The sequence below is a fragment of the Microbispora sp. H10949 genome, assembly GCF_014161435.1.
Classification (GTDB): domain Bacteria; phylum Actinomycetota; class Actinomycetes; order Streptosporangiales; family Streptosporangiaceae; genus Microbispora; species Microbispora triticiradicis.
Genome location: NZ_JABBWZ010000008.1, coordinates 328,681 through 349,985 on the forward strand (window position 1 = coordinate 328,681; position 21,305 = coordinate 349,985).

Annotated in this window: 1 protein-coding gene; it reads left to right on the forward strand. The window is 73.7% G+C overall.

The features are described 5' to 3' along the window. Positions 1-58 precede the first annotated feature (58 nt). A complete protein-coding gene (locus HHX40_RS37025; RefSeq protein WP_182882212.1) occupies positions 59-21,301 on the forward strand; it encodes a type I polyketide synthase in 21,243 nt (7,080 codons plus the stop codon). Positions 21,302-21,305: the final 4 nt, after the last annotated feature.

Genomic DNA, 21,305 nt, shown 5'->3' on the forward strand with positions numbered 1-21,305 from the left:
GACCGGCACCGACCAGCACCAACGTGGCACCGACTGAGGACTAACTGGGGACTCGCTGATGGGCAACGACGAGAAGCTCCTTGAATATTTGCGCAAGGTCACGGCGGACCTGCACCAGACCCGCTCGCGGCTGCGCCAGGTGGAGGCCGATGCCACCGAACCCATCGCGATCGTCGCCATGGGCTGCCGTTACCCGGGCGGCGTCACCTCACCCGAGGAGCTGTGGCGGCTCGTCGCCGACGAGGTCGACGCCATCGGCCCGTTCCCGGTCGACCGCGGCTGGGACCTCGACACCGAGCGCAGCTACGTACGGGAGGGCGGCTTCGTCGCCGACGTGGCGGGATTCGACGCCGGTTTCTTCGGCATCGCGCCCCGCGAGGCGCTGGCCATGGACCCGCAGCAGCGCCTGGTGCTGGAGGTCGCCTGGGAGACGCTCGAACGCGCCGGCCTCGACCCCCACTCCGTACGCGGTGAGCGGGTCGGCGTGTTCGTCGGCTCCGGCATGCAGGACTACGCGGGCCTGCTGGACGCGGCCCCCGAGGTGGCCGAGGCCTACCTGGGCACGGCCACCGCGTCCGCGGTGATCTCCGGGCGGGTGGCCTACACCCTTGGTCTGGAGGGGCCGACCCTCACGGTCGACACCGCGTGCTCGTCGTCCCTGGTGGCGCTGCACCTGGCGGCGCAGGCGCTGCGCAACCGGGAGTGCGCGCTCGCGCTGGCCGGTGGCGTGATGGTCATGTCCACGCCGGGCCCGTTCATCGGGATGAGCAAGCAGAGCGGCCTCGCCCGGGACGGCCGGTGCAAGGCGTTCTCCGACAGCGCCGACGGCACCGGCTGGGCCGAGGGCGCCGGTCTGCTGCTGCTGGAGCGCCTGTCGGACGCGCGGCGCAACGGGCACCACGTGCTGGCCGTGATCCGCGGCTCCGCGGTCGGCTCCGACGGCGCCAGCAACGGCCTCACCGCGCCGAACGGCCCGGCGCAGCAGCGGGTGATCCGCGACGCGCTCGCCGGCGCCGAACTGACCACGGCGGACATCGACGCGGTGGAGGGACACGGCACCGGCACCACCCTCGGCGACCCGATCGAGGCGCAGGCCCTGCTCGCCACCTACGGCAAGAACCGGCCGGCCGACCAGCCGCTGTGGCTGGGCTCCGTCAAGTCCAACATCGGCCACGCGCAGGCCGCCGCCGGGGTCAGCGGCGTGATCAAGATGGTCATGGCCATGCGGCACGGGGTGCTGCCGCGCACCCTGCACGTCACCGAGCCGTCCTCGCACGTGGACTGGACGGCGGGGAACGTCCGGCTGCTGACCGAGCGGCGGCCGTGGCCGTCGGGTGATCGGCCTCGCCGGGCGGGCGTCTCGTCGTTCGGCGTGAGCGGCACCAACGCCCACGTCGTGCTGGAGGAGGCGCCCCCCGCCGAGCCGGTGACGCAGAGCACTCCCGCGAGCGCGCCGGTGTGGCCGGCCGCGACGCCCGTGCCGCTGCCGGTCTCGGCACGCGACGCCGACTCGCTGCGCGCCCAGGCGGCCCGGCTGCTGGAGCACCTCGACGGGTCGCCGGACACGTCCGTCGTCGACCTCGGCTACTCCCTGGCGACGAGCCGGGCCGCGCTCGCGCACCGGGCGGTGCTGCTCGCGACCGACCGGGAGTCCGTCCTGCGTGGCCTGGCCGAGCTCGGCGCGGGCGAGCCGTCGGCTGCCATCGTGCGGGGCACGGCGGCCGAGAGCGACACCGCCTTCCTGTTCACCGGTCAGGGCGCCCAGCGCCTGGGCATGGGCCGCGAACTGCACGCGGCGTTCCCGGTGTTCGCCCAGGCCTTCGACGCGGTCGCGGACGAGCTGGACGGGCATCTGGATCGGCCGTTGCGTGAGGTGATCTGGGGCGAGGACGCCGACCTGGTCGACCAGACCGCCTACGCGCAGGCGGGGTTGTTCGCGGTGGAGGTGGCGCTGTTCCGCCTGGTCTCCTCGTGGGGGGTGCGGCCGGACTACCTGGCCGGTCACTCGGTGGGTGAGCTGGCCGCCGCGCACGTGGCGGGGATGCTGTCGCTCGCCGACGCGTGCCGGCTGGTCGCGGCGCGGGGCCGGTTGATGCAGGCGCTGCCGTCGGGTGGGGCGATGGTCGCGGTCGAGGCGACCGAGGACGAGGTGCTGCCGCTGCTGACCGATGGGGTGGACATCGCGGCGGTCAACGGGCCGCGCGCGGTGGTCGTCTCCGGGCAGGAGGCCCCGGTCCTGGCCCTGGCGGCGAAGCTGGCGGAGCAGGGGCGGAAGACGCGCCGGTTGCGGGTCTCCCACGCCTTCCACTCCCACCTGATGGAGCCGATGCTCGCCGACTTCGCCGAAATGGCGGAGTCGCTGACGTACGAGCGGCCGTCCATCCCGATCGTGTCCACCGTCACCGGCGCCTTCGCCGACTCCGGCTTCGGCACCGCGCGGTACTGGGTGGACCAGGTGCGGGGCGCGGTGCGGTTCGCCGACGCCGTGACCACCCTGGCCGCTCAGGGGGTGACCCGGTTCGTCGAGCTGGGCCCGGACGCGGTGCTCACCGCGATGGCCCGGCAGACCGTCGGAACCGGCGCGCTCCTCCCGACCCTCCGCAAGGACCGGCAGGAGCCCGCCGCCATGATCGCCGCCCTCGCCGGGCTGCACACGAGCGGGCTTCCCGTGGACTGGCAGGCCGTCTTCGCCGGAAGCGGCGCCGTGCGGGCGGACCTCCCGACGTACGCGTTCCAGCGGCGCAGATACTGGGTGGAGGCCGCTCCCACCGCCGACGTGGCCGCCGCCGGCCTGGACGCCCCGGGGCATCCGCTGCTGGGCGCGGTCGTCCAGATGCCCGACTCCGGGGAGGTCGTCCTCACCGGCCGCCTGTCCACCCGCGCGCAGCCGTGGCTCGCCGACCACCGCGTCATGGGCCGGGTCCTGGTGCCCGGGACGGCGTTCGTCGAACTGGCGATCCGCGCCGGTGACCAGGTCGGCTGCGCCGTGCTCGACGAGCTGACCCTGCACGCGCCGCTGGCGCTGCCGGAGGCGGACTCCGTCCATCGCGGCGTCCGGATCCAGGTGGTGCTCGGCCCACAGGACGCCGCGTCCCCCGCGCGTACAGTGGCGATCTACTCCCGTCTCGACGAACCGGGCACGGACCTGCCGTGGACCCTGCACGCCGAAGGCGTGCTGACCGCCGGGGCCGCCCCCGCCGAGGACGCGACGGCCGAGTGGCCGCCGCCCGGGGCCGTCCCGGTCGAACTCGGCGACCTGTACGGCGACCTCGCCGAAGCCGGCCTCGGCTACGGCCCGGTCTTCCAGGGCCTGCGAGCCGTCTGGCGCTCGGGCGACGAGGTGTTCGCCGAGGTCGCGCTGCCCGAGCAGGCGACCTCCGCCGCCGCCGACTTCGGCATCCACCCGGCCCTGCTGGACGCCTGCCTGCACACCGCGGCCTTCGCCGGGCTGTTCGAGCAGCAGGCCGTGGTGCCGTTCGCGTGGTCACGGGTCACCCTGCACGCCGCCGGCGCTCCCGCCGTCCGCGTACGGCTGACCCCGGCCGGCGCCGGGACGGTGACGCTGGACATCGCCGACACGAGCGGACGGCCGGTGCTGTCCGCCGACTCGCTGACGCTGCGCCCGATCTCCGCCGAGCAGGCGTCGTCGCCGGCCCTGCCGGAGAACCTGTACCGGGTGGAGTGGTCGCCCCTCCCGGTGAGCACGGCCCAGCCGTCCCCGGCCGAGGTGGTCGTGGTCCGCGGTGAGCCGGGTGTGTCGGCGGATGCGGTGCGTGGGGCGACGCATGCGGTGCTGTCGGCGTTGCAGTCGTGGCCGGAGGAGGAGCGGCCGGCCGATGCGGTGCTGGCGGTGGTCACGTCGGGTGCCGTGGGGCTGCCCGGTGAGGACGTGACCGACCTGGCCGGTGCCGCGGTGTGGGGGCTGGTGCGTTCGGCGCAGTCGGAGTTGTCCGGCCGGGTGGTTCTGGTGGACACCGACGGCTCGGTGGACGTGCCGGTCGTGGTGGCGTCGGGCGAGCCGCAGGTCGTGGTGCGTGACGGGGTGATGTACGCGGCCCGCCTGGTCCGGGTGCCGACCGGCGCTCCGGAGGCCGGGCCCGCCGGGTTCGGTGACGGAGCCGTCCTGGTCACCGGCGGCACCGGCGCGCTGGGCGAACTCGTGGTCCGGCACCTGGTCGCCCGGCACGGCGTGCGCCGCCTGGTGCTGGTCAGCCGCCGCGGCCCGGAGGCGCCCGGCGCCGCGGAGCTGCGCGACGAGATCGCCGGGCTCGGCGCCGAGGTGTCGGTGGTCGCGTGTGACGTGGCCGATCGGGACGCGTTGGCGGCTCTGCTGGGCGGGGTGGACGTCTCGGCCGTGGTGCACATGGCGGGTGTGCTGGACGACGGTGTGATCGGGTCGCTGACGCCGGAGCGGGTGGATCGGGTGCTGCGTCCGAAGGTGGACGCGGCGCTGAACCTGCACGAGCTGACGCGTGATCGTGAGCTGGCGGCGTTCGTGCTGTTCTCCTCGGCGTCGGGGCTCTTCGGGACGCCGGGTCAGGGCAGCTACGCCGCGGCCAACGCCTTCCTGGACGCCCTCGCCGCACACCGCCGGGCGGGCGGCCTCACCGCCCAGTCGCTGGCCTGGGGCCCGTGGGCGGCCGGCATGGCCGGCACCCTGGAGCAGTCGCGCTTCTCCCAGGGCGGCTTCGTCCCGCTGAACGCCGACACCGGGCTGGCCGCCTTCGACGCCGCCCTCACGACGGCCGAGCCGGTGCTGGCGCCGCTGACCCTGAACCTCCCCGGCCTGCGCGCCCAGGCCGAGAACCTGCCCCAGCTGCTGCGCGGCGTCGTCCCCGCGGTCCGCCGGCGCAGCGCCGGGGCCGGATCCGCCGACGGCGCGCTCGCGCGGCGGCTGGCCGAACTGCCCGAGGAAGAGCGGCAGCCCATGCTGCTGCGGCTCGTGCTCGGACACGTGGCGCAGGTGCTGGGCTTCGCCTCGACCGACGCGATCGAGCCGGACCGGGCGTTCGGCGAGTTCGGCTTCGACTCGCTCTCCGCCGTGGAGTTCCGCAACGCGCTGAACGCCGAGACCGGCCTGCGGCTGCCCGCCTCGCTGGTCTTCGACTATCCGTCCCCGACCGCGCTCGCCCGTCACCTCGCCGCCGAACTCACCGGAACGGGCCGGAAGATCACCGCCGTACGGTCCGCCACGGACGCGACGGACGAGCCGCTGGCGATCGTGGGCATGGCGTGCCGCTATCCGGGCGGGGTGTCCTCGCCCGAGGACCTGTGGCGGCTGGTCGCGGGCGGGGTGGACGCGATCTCCGAGTTCCCGGTGAACCGTGGCTGGGACGTCGAGGAGTTCTTCGACCCCGACGGCGCCCGGCCCGGCACCAGTTATGTGAAGCGGGGTGGGTTCCTGCACGAGGCGGCGGAGTTCGACGCGGCCTTCTTCGGGATCTCCCCGAACGAGGCTCTGGTGATGGACCCGCAGCAGCGGTTGCTGCTGGAGACCTCCTGGGAGGCGATCGAGCGGGCGGGGATCGACCCGGGCTCGCTGCGGGGCTCGGCGACCGGGGTGTTCGCCGGGATGATGTACCACGACTACGCCGCGAACAGCAGCACCGGATCGATCGCCTCGGGCCGGGTGTCGTACGTGTTCGGGTTCGAGGGCCCGTCGGTCACTGTTGACACCGCGTGCTCCTCCTCGCTGGTGGCGTTGCATCTGGCCGGGCAGGCGCTGCGGTCGGGGGAGTGCTCGCTGGCGCTGGTGGGTGGTGTGGCGGTGATGGCCACGCCGGAGGCCTTCATCGAGTTCTCCCGCCAGCGCGGACTGTCCCCCGATGGCCGCTGCCGCGCGTACGGCGCGGGCGCCAACGGTACGGCGTGGGCCGAGGGCTGCGGTGTGCTGCTGGTGGAGCGGTTGTCGGACGCGCGGCGGCTCGGGCACCGGGTGCTCGCGGTGGTGCGGGGTACGGCGGTGAACCAGGACGGTGCGTCGAATGGTCTGACGGCGCCGAACGGTCCGTCGCAGGAGCGGGTGATCCGCCAGGCGCTGGCCAACGCGCGGTTGTCGGTGCAGGACGTCGATGCGGTGGAGGGTCACGGCACCGGTACGACGCTGGGTGACCCGATCGAGGCGCAGGCGGTTTTGGCGACCTATGGTCAGGATCGGCCTGAGGAGCGGCCGCTGTGGCTGGGGTCGCTGAAGTCGAACATCGGTCACGCGCAGGCCGCGGCCGGTGTCGGCGGGGTCATCAAGATGGTGCAGGCGATCCGGCACGGGGTGCTGCCCAAGACGCTGCACGTGGACGAGCCGTCCCCGCACATCGAGTGGTCGGCCGGGCAGGTCCAGTTGCTGACCGAGGCGATGCCGTGGCCGGAGGTGGACCGTCCGCGTCGTGCGGGTGTGTCGTCGTTCGGGATCAGCGGCACCAACGCTCACGTGATCATCGAGCAGGCCCCCGCCGACCTCGCCGCCGACGTCCTCCTTGCTGAGGCTCCCTCCCCGGCCCTGCTCGCGGGCAGCGCCCAGGTCCTGGCCGAGAGCGGGCAGCCCGAGGCCGCCGCAGCGGCGGGTGAAGGCCTGGCGCTCGCCGGTGCTGCCGGTGCTGCCGGTGAGTCGGTGTCCGGTGAGGGCGTGGCCTCCGTCGTCGCTGAGGGTGAGGTCCAGACCGGGGCTCCGGTGGCGTGGGTGGTGTCGGGCAAGACGCCGGATGCGCTGGCCGGTCAGGCGGCGCGGGTGCTGTCCTTCGTGCAGGACCGTCCCTCCCTGAGCGTTGCGGATGTCGGGTTGTCGCTGGCGACGACGCGGGCGTCGTTCGAGCGGCGGGCAGTGGTCACTGGCGGGGATCGGGCCGGGCTGCTGGCGGGGCTGGCCGCGCTGGCGGAGGGCGGCACCGCACCTGGGGTGGTGCAGGGTGTCGCCCGTTCCGGTGGGAAGGTGGGTGTGCTGTTCACCGGTCAGGGTGCCCAGCGGCTCGGCATGGGCCGCGAACTGCACGCGGCGTTCCCGGTGTTCGCCCAGGCCTTCGACGCGGTCGTCGCTGAGCTGGATGGGCATCTGGATCGGCCGTTGCGTGAGGTGATCTGGGGCGCCGACGCCGATCTGGTGGACCAGACGGCGTATGCGCAGGCGGGGTTGTTCGCGGTGGAGGTGGCGCTGTTCCGCCTGGTCTCCTCGTGGGGGGTGCGGCCGGACTACCTGGCCGGTCACTCGGTCGGTGAGCTGGCCGCCGCGCACGTCGCGGGGATGCTGTCGCTCGCCGACGCGTGCCGGTTGGTGGCGGCGCGGGGCCGGTTGATGCAGGCCCTGCCGTCGGGTGGGGCGATGGTCGCCATCCAGGCCACCGAGGACGAGGTGCTGCCGCTGCTGACCGATGGGGTGGACATCGCGGCGGTCAACGGCCCCCGCGCGGTGGTGATCTCCGGGCAGGAGGGTCCGGTCCTGGCCCTGGCGGCGAAGCTGGCGGAGCAGGGGCGGAAGACGCGCCGGTTGCGGGTCTCCCACGCCTTCCACTCCCACCTGATGGAGCCGATGCTCGCCGACTTCCACACCGTGGCGGAGTCCCTGACCTACGAGCGGCCGTCCATCCCGATCGTGTCCACCGTCACCGGCGGTCTCGCCGACGACGGGTTCGGCACCGCCGAGTACTGGGTGGACCAGGTGCGCGGGGCGGTGCGGTTCGCCGACGCGGTGACCACCCTGGCCGGCCAGGGGGTGACCCGGTTCGTGGAGCTGGGCCCGGACGCGGTGCTCACCGCGATGGCCCAGCAGACCCTCGACGAGGCCGACACCACCGTCTTCACCGCCACCATGCGGAACGAGCGACCCGAACCGGGCACCGTTGTCGCCGCGCTCGGACAGCTGCACACCGCCGGCGTCCCGGTCGACTGGCAGGCCTTCTACGCCGAGACCGGCGCCAACCGCGTCGACCTGCCCACCTACGCCTTCCAGCGCGAGTCCTACTGGCTCGACACCCTCGACTACTGGAGGCAGGCCTGGGCCGGGGCCTTCGCGGGGGCGGCCGACATCGCGTCGGCGGGCCTGGACTCGGCGGATCACCCGCTGCTGGGCGCTGTCGTGACGTCGCCGGAGTCGGACGGCGTGGTGCTGACCGGGCGGCTGTCCTCACGTACGCAGGACTGGCTGGCCGACCACCGGGTTCTCGGCAACGTGGTGTTCCCCGGCACCGGCTTCGTCGAGATGGCGATCCGCGCCGGTGACCAGGTCGGCTGCGAGGTGCTTGAGGAACTGACCCTGCAGGCTCCGCTGGTGCTGCCAGAAAGCGGCGTCGCGGTGCGCGTCTCCGTCGGCGCCGCCGACGAAACGGGCCGCCGGTCGGTCAGCGTCCATTCGCGGAGCGAGGACGTCGACGCGCCGTGGGTCTGCCACGCCACCGGCCTGCTGGCCCCCGGCGTGACCGAGCCGGTGGCGGCGGCTCACGAATGGCCTCCCGCCGGTGCCGTCCCGGTCGATCTCAGCAGCCTGTACGCCGACCTGGCCGAGGCCGGAATCACGTACGGCCCTGCCTTCCAGGGCCTGAAGACCGCCTGGCGCCGCGGCGACGACGTCTTCGCCGAGGTGGCGCTGCCCGAGTCCGTGCAGGAGGAGGCCGATCGGTTCGGGATCCACCCGGCCCTGCTCGACGCGTGCCTGCACGCCATCGGGCTGACCAGCGTGATCGGCGAGGAGGCGGCGCTGCCCTTCTCGTGGGCGGGGGTCGCCCTGCACGCGACCGGCGCGCAGGCGGTGCGCGTCCGGGTCACCACGGTCGGCTCGGACGCGGTGAGCATCGCCGTCGCCGACCACACCGGTGCCCCGGTCGCGTCGGTCGAGTCGCTGACCGTACGGACGATCCCGGCCGGCGGGCTCGACGCGGCCACTTCGCGGCAGGCCGCCCCGCTGTTCCGGCTCTCGTGGGCGCCGATCGGCGGCGCGTCACCGGCCACCACCGACCCGGCCGAGGTGGTCGTGGTCCGCGGTGAGCCGGGTGTGTCGGCGGATGCGGTGCGTGGGGCGACGCATGCGGTGCTGTCGGCGTTGCAGTCGTGGCCGGGGGAGGAGCGGCCGGCGGATGCGGTGCTGGCGGTGGTCACGTCGGGTGCCGTGGGGCTGCCCGGTGAGGACGTGACCGACCTGGCCGGTGCGGCTGTCTGGGGCCTGGTGCGGTCCGCGCAGTCGGAGAACCTGGGCCGGATCCTGCTGCTGGACACCGACGGCTCGGTGGACGTGCCGGTCGTGGTGGCGTCGGGCGAGCCGCAGGTCGTGGTGCGCGACGGGGTGATGTACGCGGCCCGGCTCGTCCGCGTGCCCGCCGCAACCGCCGAGGTCGAGCCGGTGACGTCGTTCCCGGCGGAGGGGACGGTGCTGGTCACGGGTGGCACCGGGATGCTGGGCCGGTTGGTGGCGCGGCACCTGGTCGTGGCGCATGGAGTGCGTCACCTGCTGCTCACCAGCAGGAGCGCCTCGGCCGAGAGCGCCGCCGACCTGATCGAAGAGCTTGCGGACCTCGGCGCCGAGGTGTCGGTGGTCGCGTGTGACGTGGCCGATCGGGACGCGTTGGCGGCTCTGCTGGCCGGGGTGGACGTTTCGGCCGTGGTGCACATGGCGGGTGTGCTGGACGACGGTGTGATCGGGTCGCTGACGCCGGAGCGGGTGGATCGGGTGCTGCGTCCGAAGGTGGACGCGGCGCTGAACCTGCACGAGCTGACGCGTGATCGTGAGCTGGCGGCGTTCGTGCTGTTCTCCTCGGCGTCGGGGGTCTTCGGGACGCCGGGTCAGGGCAGCTACGCCGCGGCCAACGCCTTCCTGGACGCCCTCGCCGCACACCGCCGGGCGAACGGCCTCACCGCCCAGTCCCTGGCCTGGGGCCTCTGGGACGCCCAGGGCGGCATGGGTGGTGAACTGACCGCAGTCGAGCGGCAGCGGCTGAGCCGTACCGGTGTGGAACCGCTGTCGGCCGAGCAGGGGCTGGAACTGTTCGACGCGGCCTGCGCCTCGGACGCCTCCGTGGTGGTGCCGATCCGGCTGAACCTCACCGCGCTCGCCGCGGCCGGCCCGGAGGCGCCGGCCCTGCTGGGCGGCCTGGTCCGGCGACCGGCCCGCAGAAGTGCGGCCGGAGTTCCCGCGGCGGCGGCGCAACTGGCCGAGCGACTGGCGCCGCTGTCCGAAGCGGACCGCGTGGCTGCGCTGCTGGAGATCGTGCGTACGCAGGCGGCCGCCGTGCTGGGGCACGCCGGGGCGGAGGCGATCGAGCCCGATCGGGCGTTCGGTGAGCTGGGCTTCGACTCGCTGTCCGCGGTGGAGTTCCGCAACGCGCTGAACGCCCAGGTCGGGCTGCGCCTGCCGGCGTCGCTGGTCTTCGACTACCCCAACGCGCTCGCCGTAGCCGAGTACATCGCGGCCGAGGTCGCCGGTGCGGACACCAGGCGTACGGCGGTGGCGGCCACGGCCGGTTCGGTCGACGAGCCGCTCGCGATCGTGGGCATGGCGTGCCGCTACCCCGGTGGGGTGTCCTCGCCGGAGGATTTGTGGCGGCTGGTGTCCGATGGTGTGGACGCGATTTCGGATTGGCCGGCTGATCGTGGCTGGGATGTTGAGGGGTTGTTCGATCCGAGTGGGGAGCGGCCGAACACCAGTTATGTGAAGTCGGGTGGGTTCCTGCACGAGGCGGCGGAGTTCGACGCCGGGTTCTTCGGGATCTCGCCGAACGAGGCGCTGGTGATGGATCCGCAGCAGCGGTTGCTGCTGGAGACCTCGTGGGAGGCGATGGAGCGGGCGGGGATCGATCCGGGCTCGCTGCGGGGCTCGTCCACAGGCGTGTTCGCCGGGATGATGTACCACGACTACGCCGCCAACGCGAACACCGGATCGATCGCTTCGGGCCGGGTGTCGTACGTGTTCGGGTTCGAGGGCCCGTCGGTCACTGTTGACACCGCGTGCTCCTCCTCGCTGGTGGCGTTGCATCTGGCCGGGCAGGCGCTGCGGTCGGGTGAGTGCTCGCTGGCGCTGGTGGGTGGTGTGGCGGTGATGGCCACACCGGAGGCGATCATCGAGTTCTCCCGCCAGCGGGGGCTGTCGCCGGACGGCCGGTGCCGGTCGTTCGCGGCCGGCGCGAACGGCACGGCGTGGGCCGAGGGCTGCGGTGTGCTGCTGGTGGAGCGGCTCTCGGACGCCCGTCGGCTCGGGCACCGGGTGCTGGCCGTTGTACGGGGTACGGCGGTGAACCAGGACGGCGCGTCGAACGGTCTGACCGCGCCGAACGGTCCGTCGCAGGAGCGGGTGATCCGCCAGGCCCTGGCCAACGCCAGGTTGTCGGTGCAGGACGTCGACGTGGTCGAAGGGCACGGCACCGGCACCACTCTCGGTGACCCGATCGAGGCGCAGGCGGTGCTGGCGACCTATGGTCAGGACCGTCCGGAGGAGCGGCCGCTGTGGCTGGGGTCGCTGAAGTCGAACATCGGTCACGCGCAGGCGGCGGCCGGTGTCGGCGGGGTCATCAAGATGGTGCAGGCGATCCGGCACGGGGTGCTGCCCAAGACCCTGCACGTGGACGAGCCCTCCCCGCACATCGAGTGGTCCGCCGGTCAGGTCCAGCTGCTGACCGAGGCGATGCCGTGGCCGGAGGTGGACCGCCTCCGTCGTGCGGGTGTGTCGTCGTTCGGGATCAGCGGCACCAACGCCCACGTCATCATCGAGCAGGCCCCCGCCGACCTCGCCGCCGACGTCCTTCTCGCCGAGGCTCCCTCCCCGGCTCTGCTCATCGGAGCCGTCTCCACGGCCACGGCCGAGATTGCGGCTGCCGCCGACGGTGCCGCGTCGGTCCTGGCCGAGAGCGGTCAGCCTGCCGGCGCCGCCGCTGTGGCCGGCGAGGGTGTGGTGCTCGCCGACGGCGCCGCTGAGCCGGTGTCCGGGCAGGACGCGGTCTCCGTCGCGGGGCAGGATGCTGCCCTGGTCCCGGCCGGGAGCGCGGCTCCGGTCGCGTGGGTGGTCTCAGGCAAGACGGCGGATGCGCTGGCCGGTCAGGCGGCGCGGGTGCTGTCCTTCGTGCAGGACCGTCCCTCCCTCGGCGTGGCGGATGTCGGGTTGTCGCTGGCGACGACGCGGGCGTCGTTCGAGCGTCGGGCGGTCATCACGGGTGGGGATCGGGCCGGGCTGCTGGCGGGGCTCGCCGCGCTGGCTGAGGGCCGCACCGCACCTGGGGTGGTGCAGGGCGTCGCCCGCTCCACCGGGAAGGTCGGTGTGCTGTTCACCGGTCAGGGCGCCCAGCGCCTGGGCATGGGCCGTGAACTCCACGCGGCGTTCCCGGTGTTCGCGCAGGCCTTCGACGCGGTCGTCGCTGAGCTGGATGGGCATCTGGACCGGCCGTTGCGTGAGGTGATCTGGGGCTCCGACGCCGATCTGGTGGACCAGACGGCGTATGCGCAGGCGGGGTTGTTCGCGGTGGAGGTGGCGCTGTTCCGCCTGGTCTCCTCGTGGGGGGTGCGGCCGGACTACCTGGCCGGGCACTCGGTCGGTGAGCTGGCCGCCGCGCACGTCGCCGGGATGCTGTCGCTCGCCGACGCGTGCCGGTTGGTGGCGGCGCGGGGCCGGTTGATGCAGGCCCTCCCGTCGGGCGGGGCGATGGTCGCCATCCAGGCCACCGAGGACGAGGTGACCCCCCTGCTGACCGAGGGGGTGGACATCGCCGCGGTCAACGGCCCCCGCGCCGTGGTGGTCTCCGGGCAGGAAGCACCCGTTCTGGCCCTGGCGGCTCGGTTGGCGGAGCAGGGGCGCAAGACGCGCCGGTTGCGGGTCTCCCACGCTTTCCATTCCCACCTGATGGAGCCGATGCTCGCCGACTTCCACACCGTGGCGGAGTCGCTGACCTACGCCCCGGCGTCGATCCCGATCGTGTCCACCGTCACCGGCGGCCTCGCCGACGACGGGTTCGGCACCGCGCGGTACTGGGTGGACCAGGTGCGCGGCGCGGTGCGGTTCGCCGACGCGGTGACCACTCTGGCCGGCCAGGGGGTGACCCGGTTCGTGGAGCTGGGCCCGGACGCGGTGCTGACCGCGATGGCCCAGCAGACCCTCGACGAGGCCGACACCACCGTCTTCACCGCCACCATGCGGGCCGAGCGGCCCGAACCGGGCACGGTCGTCGCCGCGCTCGGCCAGTTGCACACCGCCGGCGTCCCGGTCGACTGGCAGGCCTTCTACGCCGAGACCGGCGCCCGCCGCGTGGACCTGCCCACCTACGCCTTCCAGCGCCAGCGCTACTGGCTCAACCCGATCGACTACCTGTCCGAGTCCTGGGTGGCCGATCACATCGGCAACCTGTCCTCCGCCGGGCTGGAGGCCGTCGAGCACCCTCTGCTGGGCGCCGTGCTCCCGCTGCCCGAGTCCGGGGGCGTGGTCTTCACCGGTCAGCTCTCCGTACGGAGTCATCCGTGGCTGGCCGATCACCAGGTGTTCGGCAGTGTGCTGTTGCCGGGGACCGGTCTGGTGGAGCTGGCGCTGCACGCGGCCGAGCACACCGGGTGCACGCAGGTGGAGGAGCTGACGCTGGCCGCGCCGCTGGTGCTCCCGGGCGGGGCCGCCGGGTCCGGTGAGGGCGCGGTGCAGGTGCAGGTCGTGGTCGGCGCCGCCGACGAGGACGGCCGCCGTACGGTGGCGATCTACTCACGAGGCGCGCAGGCCCCGGCCGACCTGCCCTGGACGCTGCACGCCGAAGGCACCCTGTCCACCAACCCGGCCACCAACCCGGCAGATGCGAACCCGGCCGGTGCGGACCTGAGCCAGTGGCCTCCGGCTGAGGCCGGCACGGTGGACCTCACCGACGCCTACCAGATCCTGCACGAACGCGGCTACGGCTACGGCCCGGCCTTCCAGGGACTACGCGCGGCCTGGCGACGCGGCGAGGAACTGTTCGCCGAAGTCGCCCTCCCCGACCACGAACACCAGGATGCCGCACTCTTCGGACTCCACCCCGCACTGTTCGACGCGGCACTGCACTCGCTGCACTTCGGCGGGGACGACACCGACGACGGCCCCACGATGCTGCCGTTCTCCTGGGCGGGCGTGTCGCTGAGCGCCGTCGGCGCGACGGCGCTGCGCGTCCGGCTGACGCCCGCGGGGCAGAACGCCTTCTCCCTGGAGATCGCGGACGCCGAGGGAGCACCGGTCGCCGCCGTGCGGTCGCTCACGTCGCGGCCGGTCGCGCCGGAACAGCTGCAGCCCGCGCAACTGCACGACTCGCTGTACCGGGTCGACTGGACGAAGGTGCCGGTGCCCCCGGCCGTCTCCCTGACGTACGCCGACTGGGCGGCCCTGGACCCGGCCGCGGCGACGGTGCCGGACGTCATCGTGCTCCGGGAGCCCTTCGGCGACCCGGACGGGGCTTCCGCGGACGAGGCCGGGGCGGTCAGGGCCGCGACCCACCAGGTGCTGGCCGTACTGCAGGAGTGGACGGCCGACGAGCGCTTCGCCGACAGCAGGCTGCTGGTCGTCACCCGGGGGGCGGTCGCCCCGCTGCCCGGCGCGGACGACGTGACCGACCTCGCCGGCGCGGCCGTCTGGGGGCTGGTGCGGACCGCGCAGCGGGAGCATCCCGACCGGATCGTCCTGGCCGACCTGGACGACAGCGCGGACAGCGGAGTGGACGCCGGCGTGGACCTCGGTGCCGTCATGGGCATCGGCGAGCCGCAGGTGGCGATCCGCGACGGCGCCGCGTACGCGCCCCGGCTGGTCCGGGTCCCGGTCTCGGCGCCGGAGACGACACCGCTGACGTCGTTCCCGGCGGAGGGGACGGTGCTGGTTACGGGTGGCACCGGGATGCTGGGCCGGTTGGTGGCGCGGCACCTGGTCGTGGCGCATGGAGTGCGTCACCTGCTGCTCACCAGCAGGAGCGCCTCGGCCGAGAGCGCGGCCGACCTGATCGGCGAGCTTGCGGACCTCGGCGCGCGAGTGTCGATGGCGGCAGCGGATGCCGCTGATCGCGCCTCGCTCGCAGGGGTGCTGGCGGGGATCCCGGCGGAGCACCCGCTGGTGGGAGTCGTGCATCTGGCGGGTGTGCTGGACGACGGTGTGATCGGGTCGCTGACGCCGGAGCGGGTGGATCGGGTGCTGCGTCCGAAGGTGGACGCGGCGCTGAACCTGCACGAGCTGACGCGTGATCGTGAGCTGGCGGCGTTCGTGCTGTTCTCCTCGGCGTCGGGAGTGTTCGGGACGCCGGGTCAGGGCAGCTACGCCGCGGCCAACGCCTTCCTGGACGCCCTCGCCGCGCACCGCCGGGCGAACGGCCTCACCGCCCAGTCCCTGGCCTGGGGACTGTGGGCCGACGACGCCGGGATGGCCGGCGAGCTGGGCGACGCCGACCGGCAGCGGCTGAGCCGCAACGGTGTGGAGCCGCTGTCGGCCCGGCAGGGGCTGGAGCTGTTCGACGTCGCCTGCACCGTGGACTCCGGCACGCTGGTGCCGATCCGGCTGGACTTCGCCGCCCTCGCAGAAGCGGGAGCGGAGCTCCCGTCCCTCTTCCGCACCCTCGTCCGCGTCCCCACTCGCCGGGTGGCCGCCGCGGCCGGCGGCGCGGCCTCCGCCGTACGGGAGAGGTTCGCCGGACTGACCGCGGCCGAGCGGGTCGCCGCCGCGCTCGACATCGTGCGTACGCAGGCGGCCGCCGTCCTCGGGCACGCCGGGGTGGAGGCGATCGAGCCCGACCGGGCGTTCGGCGAGCTGGGCTTCGACTCGCTCTCCGCCGTGGAACTCCGCAACGGACTGAACGCGGTCACCGGGCTGCGGCTGCCGGCGTCGCTGGTCTTCGACTACCCCAACGCGCTCGCCGTCGCCGAGCACATCGCGGCCGAGGTGGTCGGTGCCGACACCAGGCGTACGGCGGTGGCGGCCACGGCCGGTTCGGTCGACGAGCCGCTCGCGATCGTGGGCATGGCGTGCCGCTACCCCGGTGGGGTGTCCTCGCCGGAGGACCTGTGGCGCCTGGTCGCGGGCGGGGTGGACGCGATCTCCGACCTGCCGGTGAACCGCGGCTGGAACATCGAAGAGATCTTCGACCCCGACGGCAAGCGTCCGAACACCAGCTATGTGAAGTCGGGCGGGTTTCTGCACGAGGCGGCGGAGTTCGACGCGGCCTTCTTCGGGATCTCGCCGAACGAGGCGCTGGTGATGGATCCGCAGCAGCGGTTGCTGCTGGAGACCTCCTGGGAGGCGATGGAGCGGGCCGGGATCGACCCGGGCTCGCTGCGGGGCTCGTCCACGGGCGTGTTCGCCGGGATGATGTACCACGACTACGCCGCCAACGCGAACACCGGATCGATCGCCTCGGGCCGGGTGTCGTACGTCTTCGGGTTCGAAGGCCCGTCGGTGACAATCGACACCGCCTGCTCCTCCTCCCTGGTAGCCCTGCACCTGGCCGGGCAGGCACTCCGATCCGGTGAGTGCTCGCTGGCGCTGGTCGGCGGAGTCGCGGTGATGGCCACCCCCGACACCTTCATCGAGTTCTCCCGCCAGCGGGGGCTGTCGCCCGACGGCCGCTGCCGCGCGTACGGCGCAGGAGCGAACGGCACGGCGTGGGCCGAGGGCTGCGGTGTGCTGCTGGTGGAGCGGTTGTCGGACGCGCGGCGGCTCGGGCACCGGGTGCTCGCGGTGGTGCGCGGTACGGCGGTGAACCAGGACGGCGCGTCGAACGGTCTGACCGCGCCGAACGGCCCCTCGCAGGAGCGGGTGATCCGCCAGGCCCTGGCCAACGCCAGGCTGTCGGTGCGGGACGTGGACGTGGTCGAGGGCCACGGCACCGGCACCACTCTCGGCGACCCGATCGAGGCGCAGGCGGTGCTGGCCACCTACGGCCAGGACCGCCCGGAGGAGCGGCCGCTGTGGCTGGGGTCGCTCAAGTCCAACATCGGCCACACGCAGGCCGCCGCCGGCGTCGGCGGGATCATCAAGATGGTCATGGCCATGCACAACGGCGTCCTGCCCAAGACGCTGCACGCGGACGAGCCCTCCCCGCACATCGAGTGGTCGGCCGGACACGTGCGGCTGCTGACCGAGGCGATGCCGTGGCCGGAGGTGGACCGTCCCCGCCGTGCGGGTGTGTCGTCGTTCGGCATCAGCGGCACCAACGCCCACGTCATCATCGAGCAGGCCCCCGCCGACCTCGCCCCTGCGGATGTCCTCCTTGCCGGGGCTCCCTCCCCGGCCCTGCTCGCCGGCAGCGTCCTCCCCGCCTCGCCTGAGGTGGCCGACGGCACCACGCAGGTCCCGGTCGAGAGCGAGAGCGCGGCTCCGGTGGCGTGGGTGGTGTCGGGCAAGACGGCGGATGCGCTGGCCGGTCAGGCGGCGCGGGTGCTGTCCTTCGTGCAGGACCGTCCCTCCCTCGGCGTGGCGGATGTCGGGTTGTCGCTGGCGACGACGCGGGCGTCGTTCGAGCGGCGGGCGGTCATCACGGGTGGGGACCGGGACACCCTGCTGGCGGGGCTCGCCGCGCTGGCTGAGGGCCGCACCGCACCTGGGGTGGTGCAGGGTGTCGCCCGCTCCACCGGGAAGGTGGGTGTGCTGTTCACCGGTCAGGGTGCCCAGCGCCTGGGCATGGGCCGTGAACTCCACGCGGCGTTCCCGGTGTTCGCGCAGGCCTTCGACGCGGTCGCGGACGAGCTGGATGCGCATGTGGATCGGCCTCTGCGTGAGGTGATCTGGGGCGCCGACGCCGATCTGGTGGACCAGACGGCGTATGCGCAGGCGGGGTTGTTCGCCGTCGAGGTGGCGCTGTTCCGCCTGGTCTCCTCGTGGGGGGTGCGGCCGGACTACCTGGCCGGGCATTCGGTGGGTGAGCTGGCCGCCGCGCACGTCGCCGGGATGCTGTCACTCAGCGACGCGTGCCGGTTGGTGGCGGCGCGGGGCCGGTTGATGCAGGCCCTCCCGTCGGGTGGGGCGATGGTCGCCATCCAGGCCACCGAGGACGAGGTGACCCCCCTGCTCACTGACGGGGTGGACATCGCGGCGGTCAACGGCCCCCGTGCGGTGGTGGTCTCCGGGCAGGAAGCACCCGTTCTGGCCCTGGCGGCTCGGTTGGCGGAGCAGGGGCGGAAGACGCGCCGGTTGCGGGTCTCCCACGCCTTCCACTCCCACCTGATGGAGCCGATGCTCGCCGACTTCCAGACGGTGGCGGAGTCCCTGACCTATGCTCCGGCGTCGATCCCGATCGTGTCCACCGTCACCGGCGGCCTCGCCGACGACGGGTTCGGCACCGCGCGGTACTGGGTGGACCAGGTGCGGGGCGCGGTGCGGTTCGCCGACGCCGTCAGCGCACTGGCCGGCCAGGGGGTGACCCGGTTCGTGGAGCTGGGCCCGGACGCGGTGCTGACCGCGATGGCCCAGCAGACCCTCGACGAGGCCGACACCACCGTCTTCACCGCCACCATGCGGGCCGGACGGCCCGAGCCCGGCACGGTCGTCGCCGCGCTCGGCCAGCTGCACACCGCCGGCGTCCCGGTCGACTGGCGGGCCTTCTACGCCGGGACCGGCGCCCGCCGGGTCGACCTGCCCACCTACGCCTTCCAGCGCGAGTTCTACTGGCTCGAACACGAGCAGGAGGGTGTGGACGCGGCGGCCATGGGCCTGGAGCGCGTCGAGCACCCGCTGCTCGGCGCCGCGATCCCGGCCCCCGACTCGGACGGGATGTCGTTCACCGGCCGGCTGTCGGTCCGTACGCATCCCTGGCTGGCCGACCACCAGGTGCTGGACAACGTGCTCTTCCCCGGCACGGGCTTCGTGGAGCTGGCGGTCGCGGCGGGAGGCCAGGTCGGCTGCGCCGTCCTGGAGGAGCTCACCCTCGCGGCGCCACTGCTGCTGCCCGAGGGTGATCCCGGCTCACGTGATCGCGGGATGCAGGTGCAGGTCGTGGTCGGCGCCGCCGACGACACCGACCGCCGTACGGTCGCGGTCTACTCCCGCAGGGAGAACGCCCCGGCGGACGAGCCCTGGACGCTGCACGCCGAAGGCACCCTCACCGCTTCCGCGCCCACCGCGTCCACGGGCCACCTGCAGTGGCCCCCGGCCGACGCCACCCCGGTGGACGTGAGCGACGCGTACGACATCCTGCACGAACGCGGTTACGGCTACGGCCCGACGTTCCAGGGCCTGAAGACGGCGTGGCGGCGCGGCGCGGAGATCTTCACAGAGGTGGAGCTTCCGGCACAGGCGCGGGAGGACGCCGCCACGTTCGGCGTGCACCCGGCGCTGCTGGACGCCGCGCTGCACGGGCTGGGTCTCGTGCCTCCGGACGGCGCGGCCGACCGGGAGCAGGCGCTGCTGCCCTTCGCCTGGCGCGGGGTCGTGCTGCACGCGGCCGGAGCCGACGCGCTGCGCGTGCGGCTGACCTGGCTGAGCGACACGTCGCTGTCCATGGAGATCACCGACCGGTACGGCGTACCCGTGGCGTCGGTCGAGTCCCTGACCCTGCGCGCGACCTCGACCGAGCAGCTTCGGGCGGCGGAACCGGGCGCGGGCGACTCGCTCTTCCAGCTGTCCTGGACGCCGATCGCCGGCGCCCCGGCGGCGCTTCCCGTGTCGTGGGCGGCCTGGGCCGATCTGGCCGACGACGCCGTGCCTCCGGAGGTGGTCGTGCTGGACGCCGGCCACGGCCGCGACGCGGCGGCGGTGCGGGCCGCGACGCACCGGGCGCTCGCCGTACTGCAGGCCTGGGCGGCCGATTCCCGGTTCGCCGGTTCCACGCTGGCCGTGACCACGCGGGGCGCCGTACCGCTGCCGGGAGAGGACTCCGTCGATCTCGCGGGCGCCGCGGTCTGGGGACTGGTGCGGTCCGCGCAGTCGGAGAACCTGGGCCGGATCCTGCTGCTGGACACCGACGACTCGGTGGACCTCGCGACGGTTCTGGCGACGGACGAGCCGCAGGTCGTCGTGCGCGACGGCGCGATGCACGCGGCGAGGCTCGCCCGGCTGCCGGCCGCCGCCGAGGACGACACGCCCGCCGGGTCCTTCGGGCCGGACGACACCGTCCTGGTCACCGGCGCGACCGGCACACTGGGCCGGCTCGTCTCCCGGCACCTGGTCACCCGGTACGGCGTGCCGCGGCTGCTGCTGACCAGCCGCCGAGGGCTCGCCGCCCCGGGGGCAGCCGAGCTACGCGACGAACTGGCCGCGCTGGGCGCCGACGTGACGGTCGCCGCCTGCGACACCGCCGACCGCGCCGCGCTCGCCGAGCTCCTGTCGGCGGTGGACGTCACCGGCGTCGTGCACATCGCCGGCGTGCTCGACGACGGCGTGATCTCCTCGCTCACCCCCGAGCGCGTGGACCACGTGCTGCGCGCCAAGGTCGACGCGGCGCTGAACCTGCACGAACTCACCACGGGCCGGAACCTCTCGGCGTTCGTGCTGTTCTCCTCGGCCGCCGGCGTGTTCGGCAACCCCGGTCAGGGCAGCTACGCCGCCGCGAACGCCTTCCTGGACGCGCTGGCGCTCCACCGCCGGGCCGCCGGTCTGACCGCGCAGTCACAGGCCTGGGGCCTGTGGGACGACGAAGGCGGCATCGGCGGGGGACTGACCGACGCCGACCGGCAGCGGCTCAGCCGTACCGGTGTGGAACCGCTGACGGAGGAGCAGGGCCTCGCGCTGTTCGACCTGGCCTGCGCCGGGGACGCGGCCACGGTGGTGCCGATCCGGCTCGACCTGGCCGCGGTCGCGGCCGGCAACGAGCCGCCGGCCCTGCTGCGTGGCCTCGTACGCCGGCCGGCCCGGCGCGGCACCGGGAACGCGTCGGCCGCCGCCGCCCTGCGGAGCAGCCTGGCCGGTCTGTCCGAGACCGAACGCCAGGCGGCGCTGCTGGACATCGTGCGCACCCAGGCCGCTCTGGTGCTGGGGCACAGCGGCTCGCAGGCCATCGAGCCGGACCGCGCGTTCGGCGAGCTGGGCTTCGACTCGCTGTCGGCCGTCGAGTTTCGCAACGGACTGAACACGGTCACCGGGCTGCGCCTGCCGGCGACGCTGGTCTTCGACTACCCGAACGCGCTCGTGCTCGCCGCCCACCTCGACCGAGAGCTGGCGACCGACGCGGACGGACAGAACGGCTCGGCGGACACCGAGGAACGGGTCCGCCGGATCTTGAATGCGATTCCCCTGAGCAGGCTGCGCGACGCGGGCCTGCTGGACACCCTGCTGGAACTCGGCGGAGCCCGCGCCGAGTCCGCCGAATCGGCCGCCGATTCGGCACCCGCGGCGTCCATTGACGAAATGGACGCCGAGAGTCTGATCAACATGGCGTTCCAGGGCCTGGAATTCGACGATATGACGCAGGAATTGTGAGGTT

What these genes read in the sequence shown, in the direction of transcription:
- HHX40_RS37025 (WP_182882212.1), top strand. Translation starts at nt 59, where the DNA reads ATGGGCAACGACGAGAAGCTCCTTGAATATTTGCGCAAGGTCACGGCG.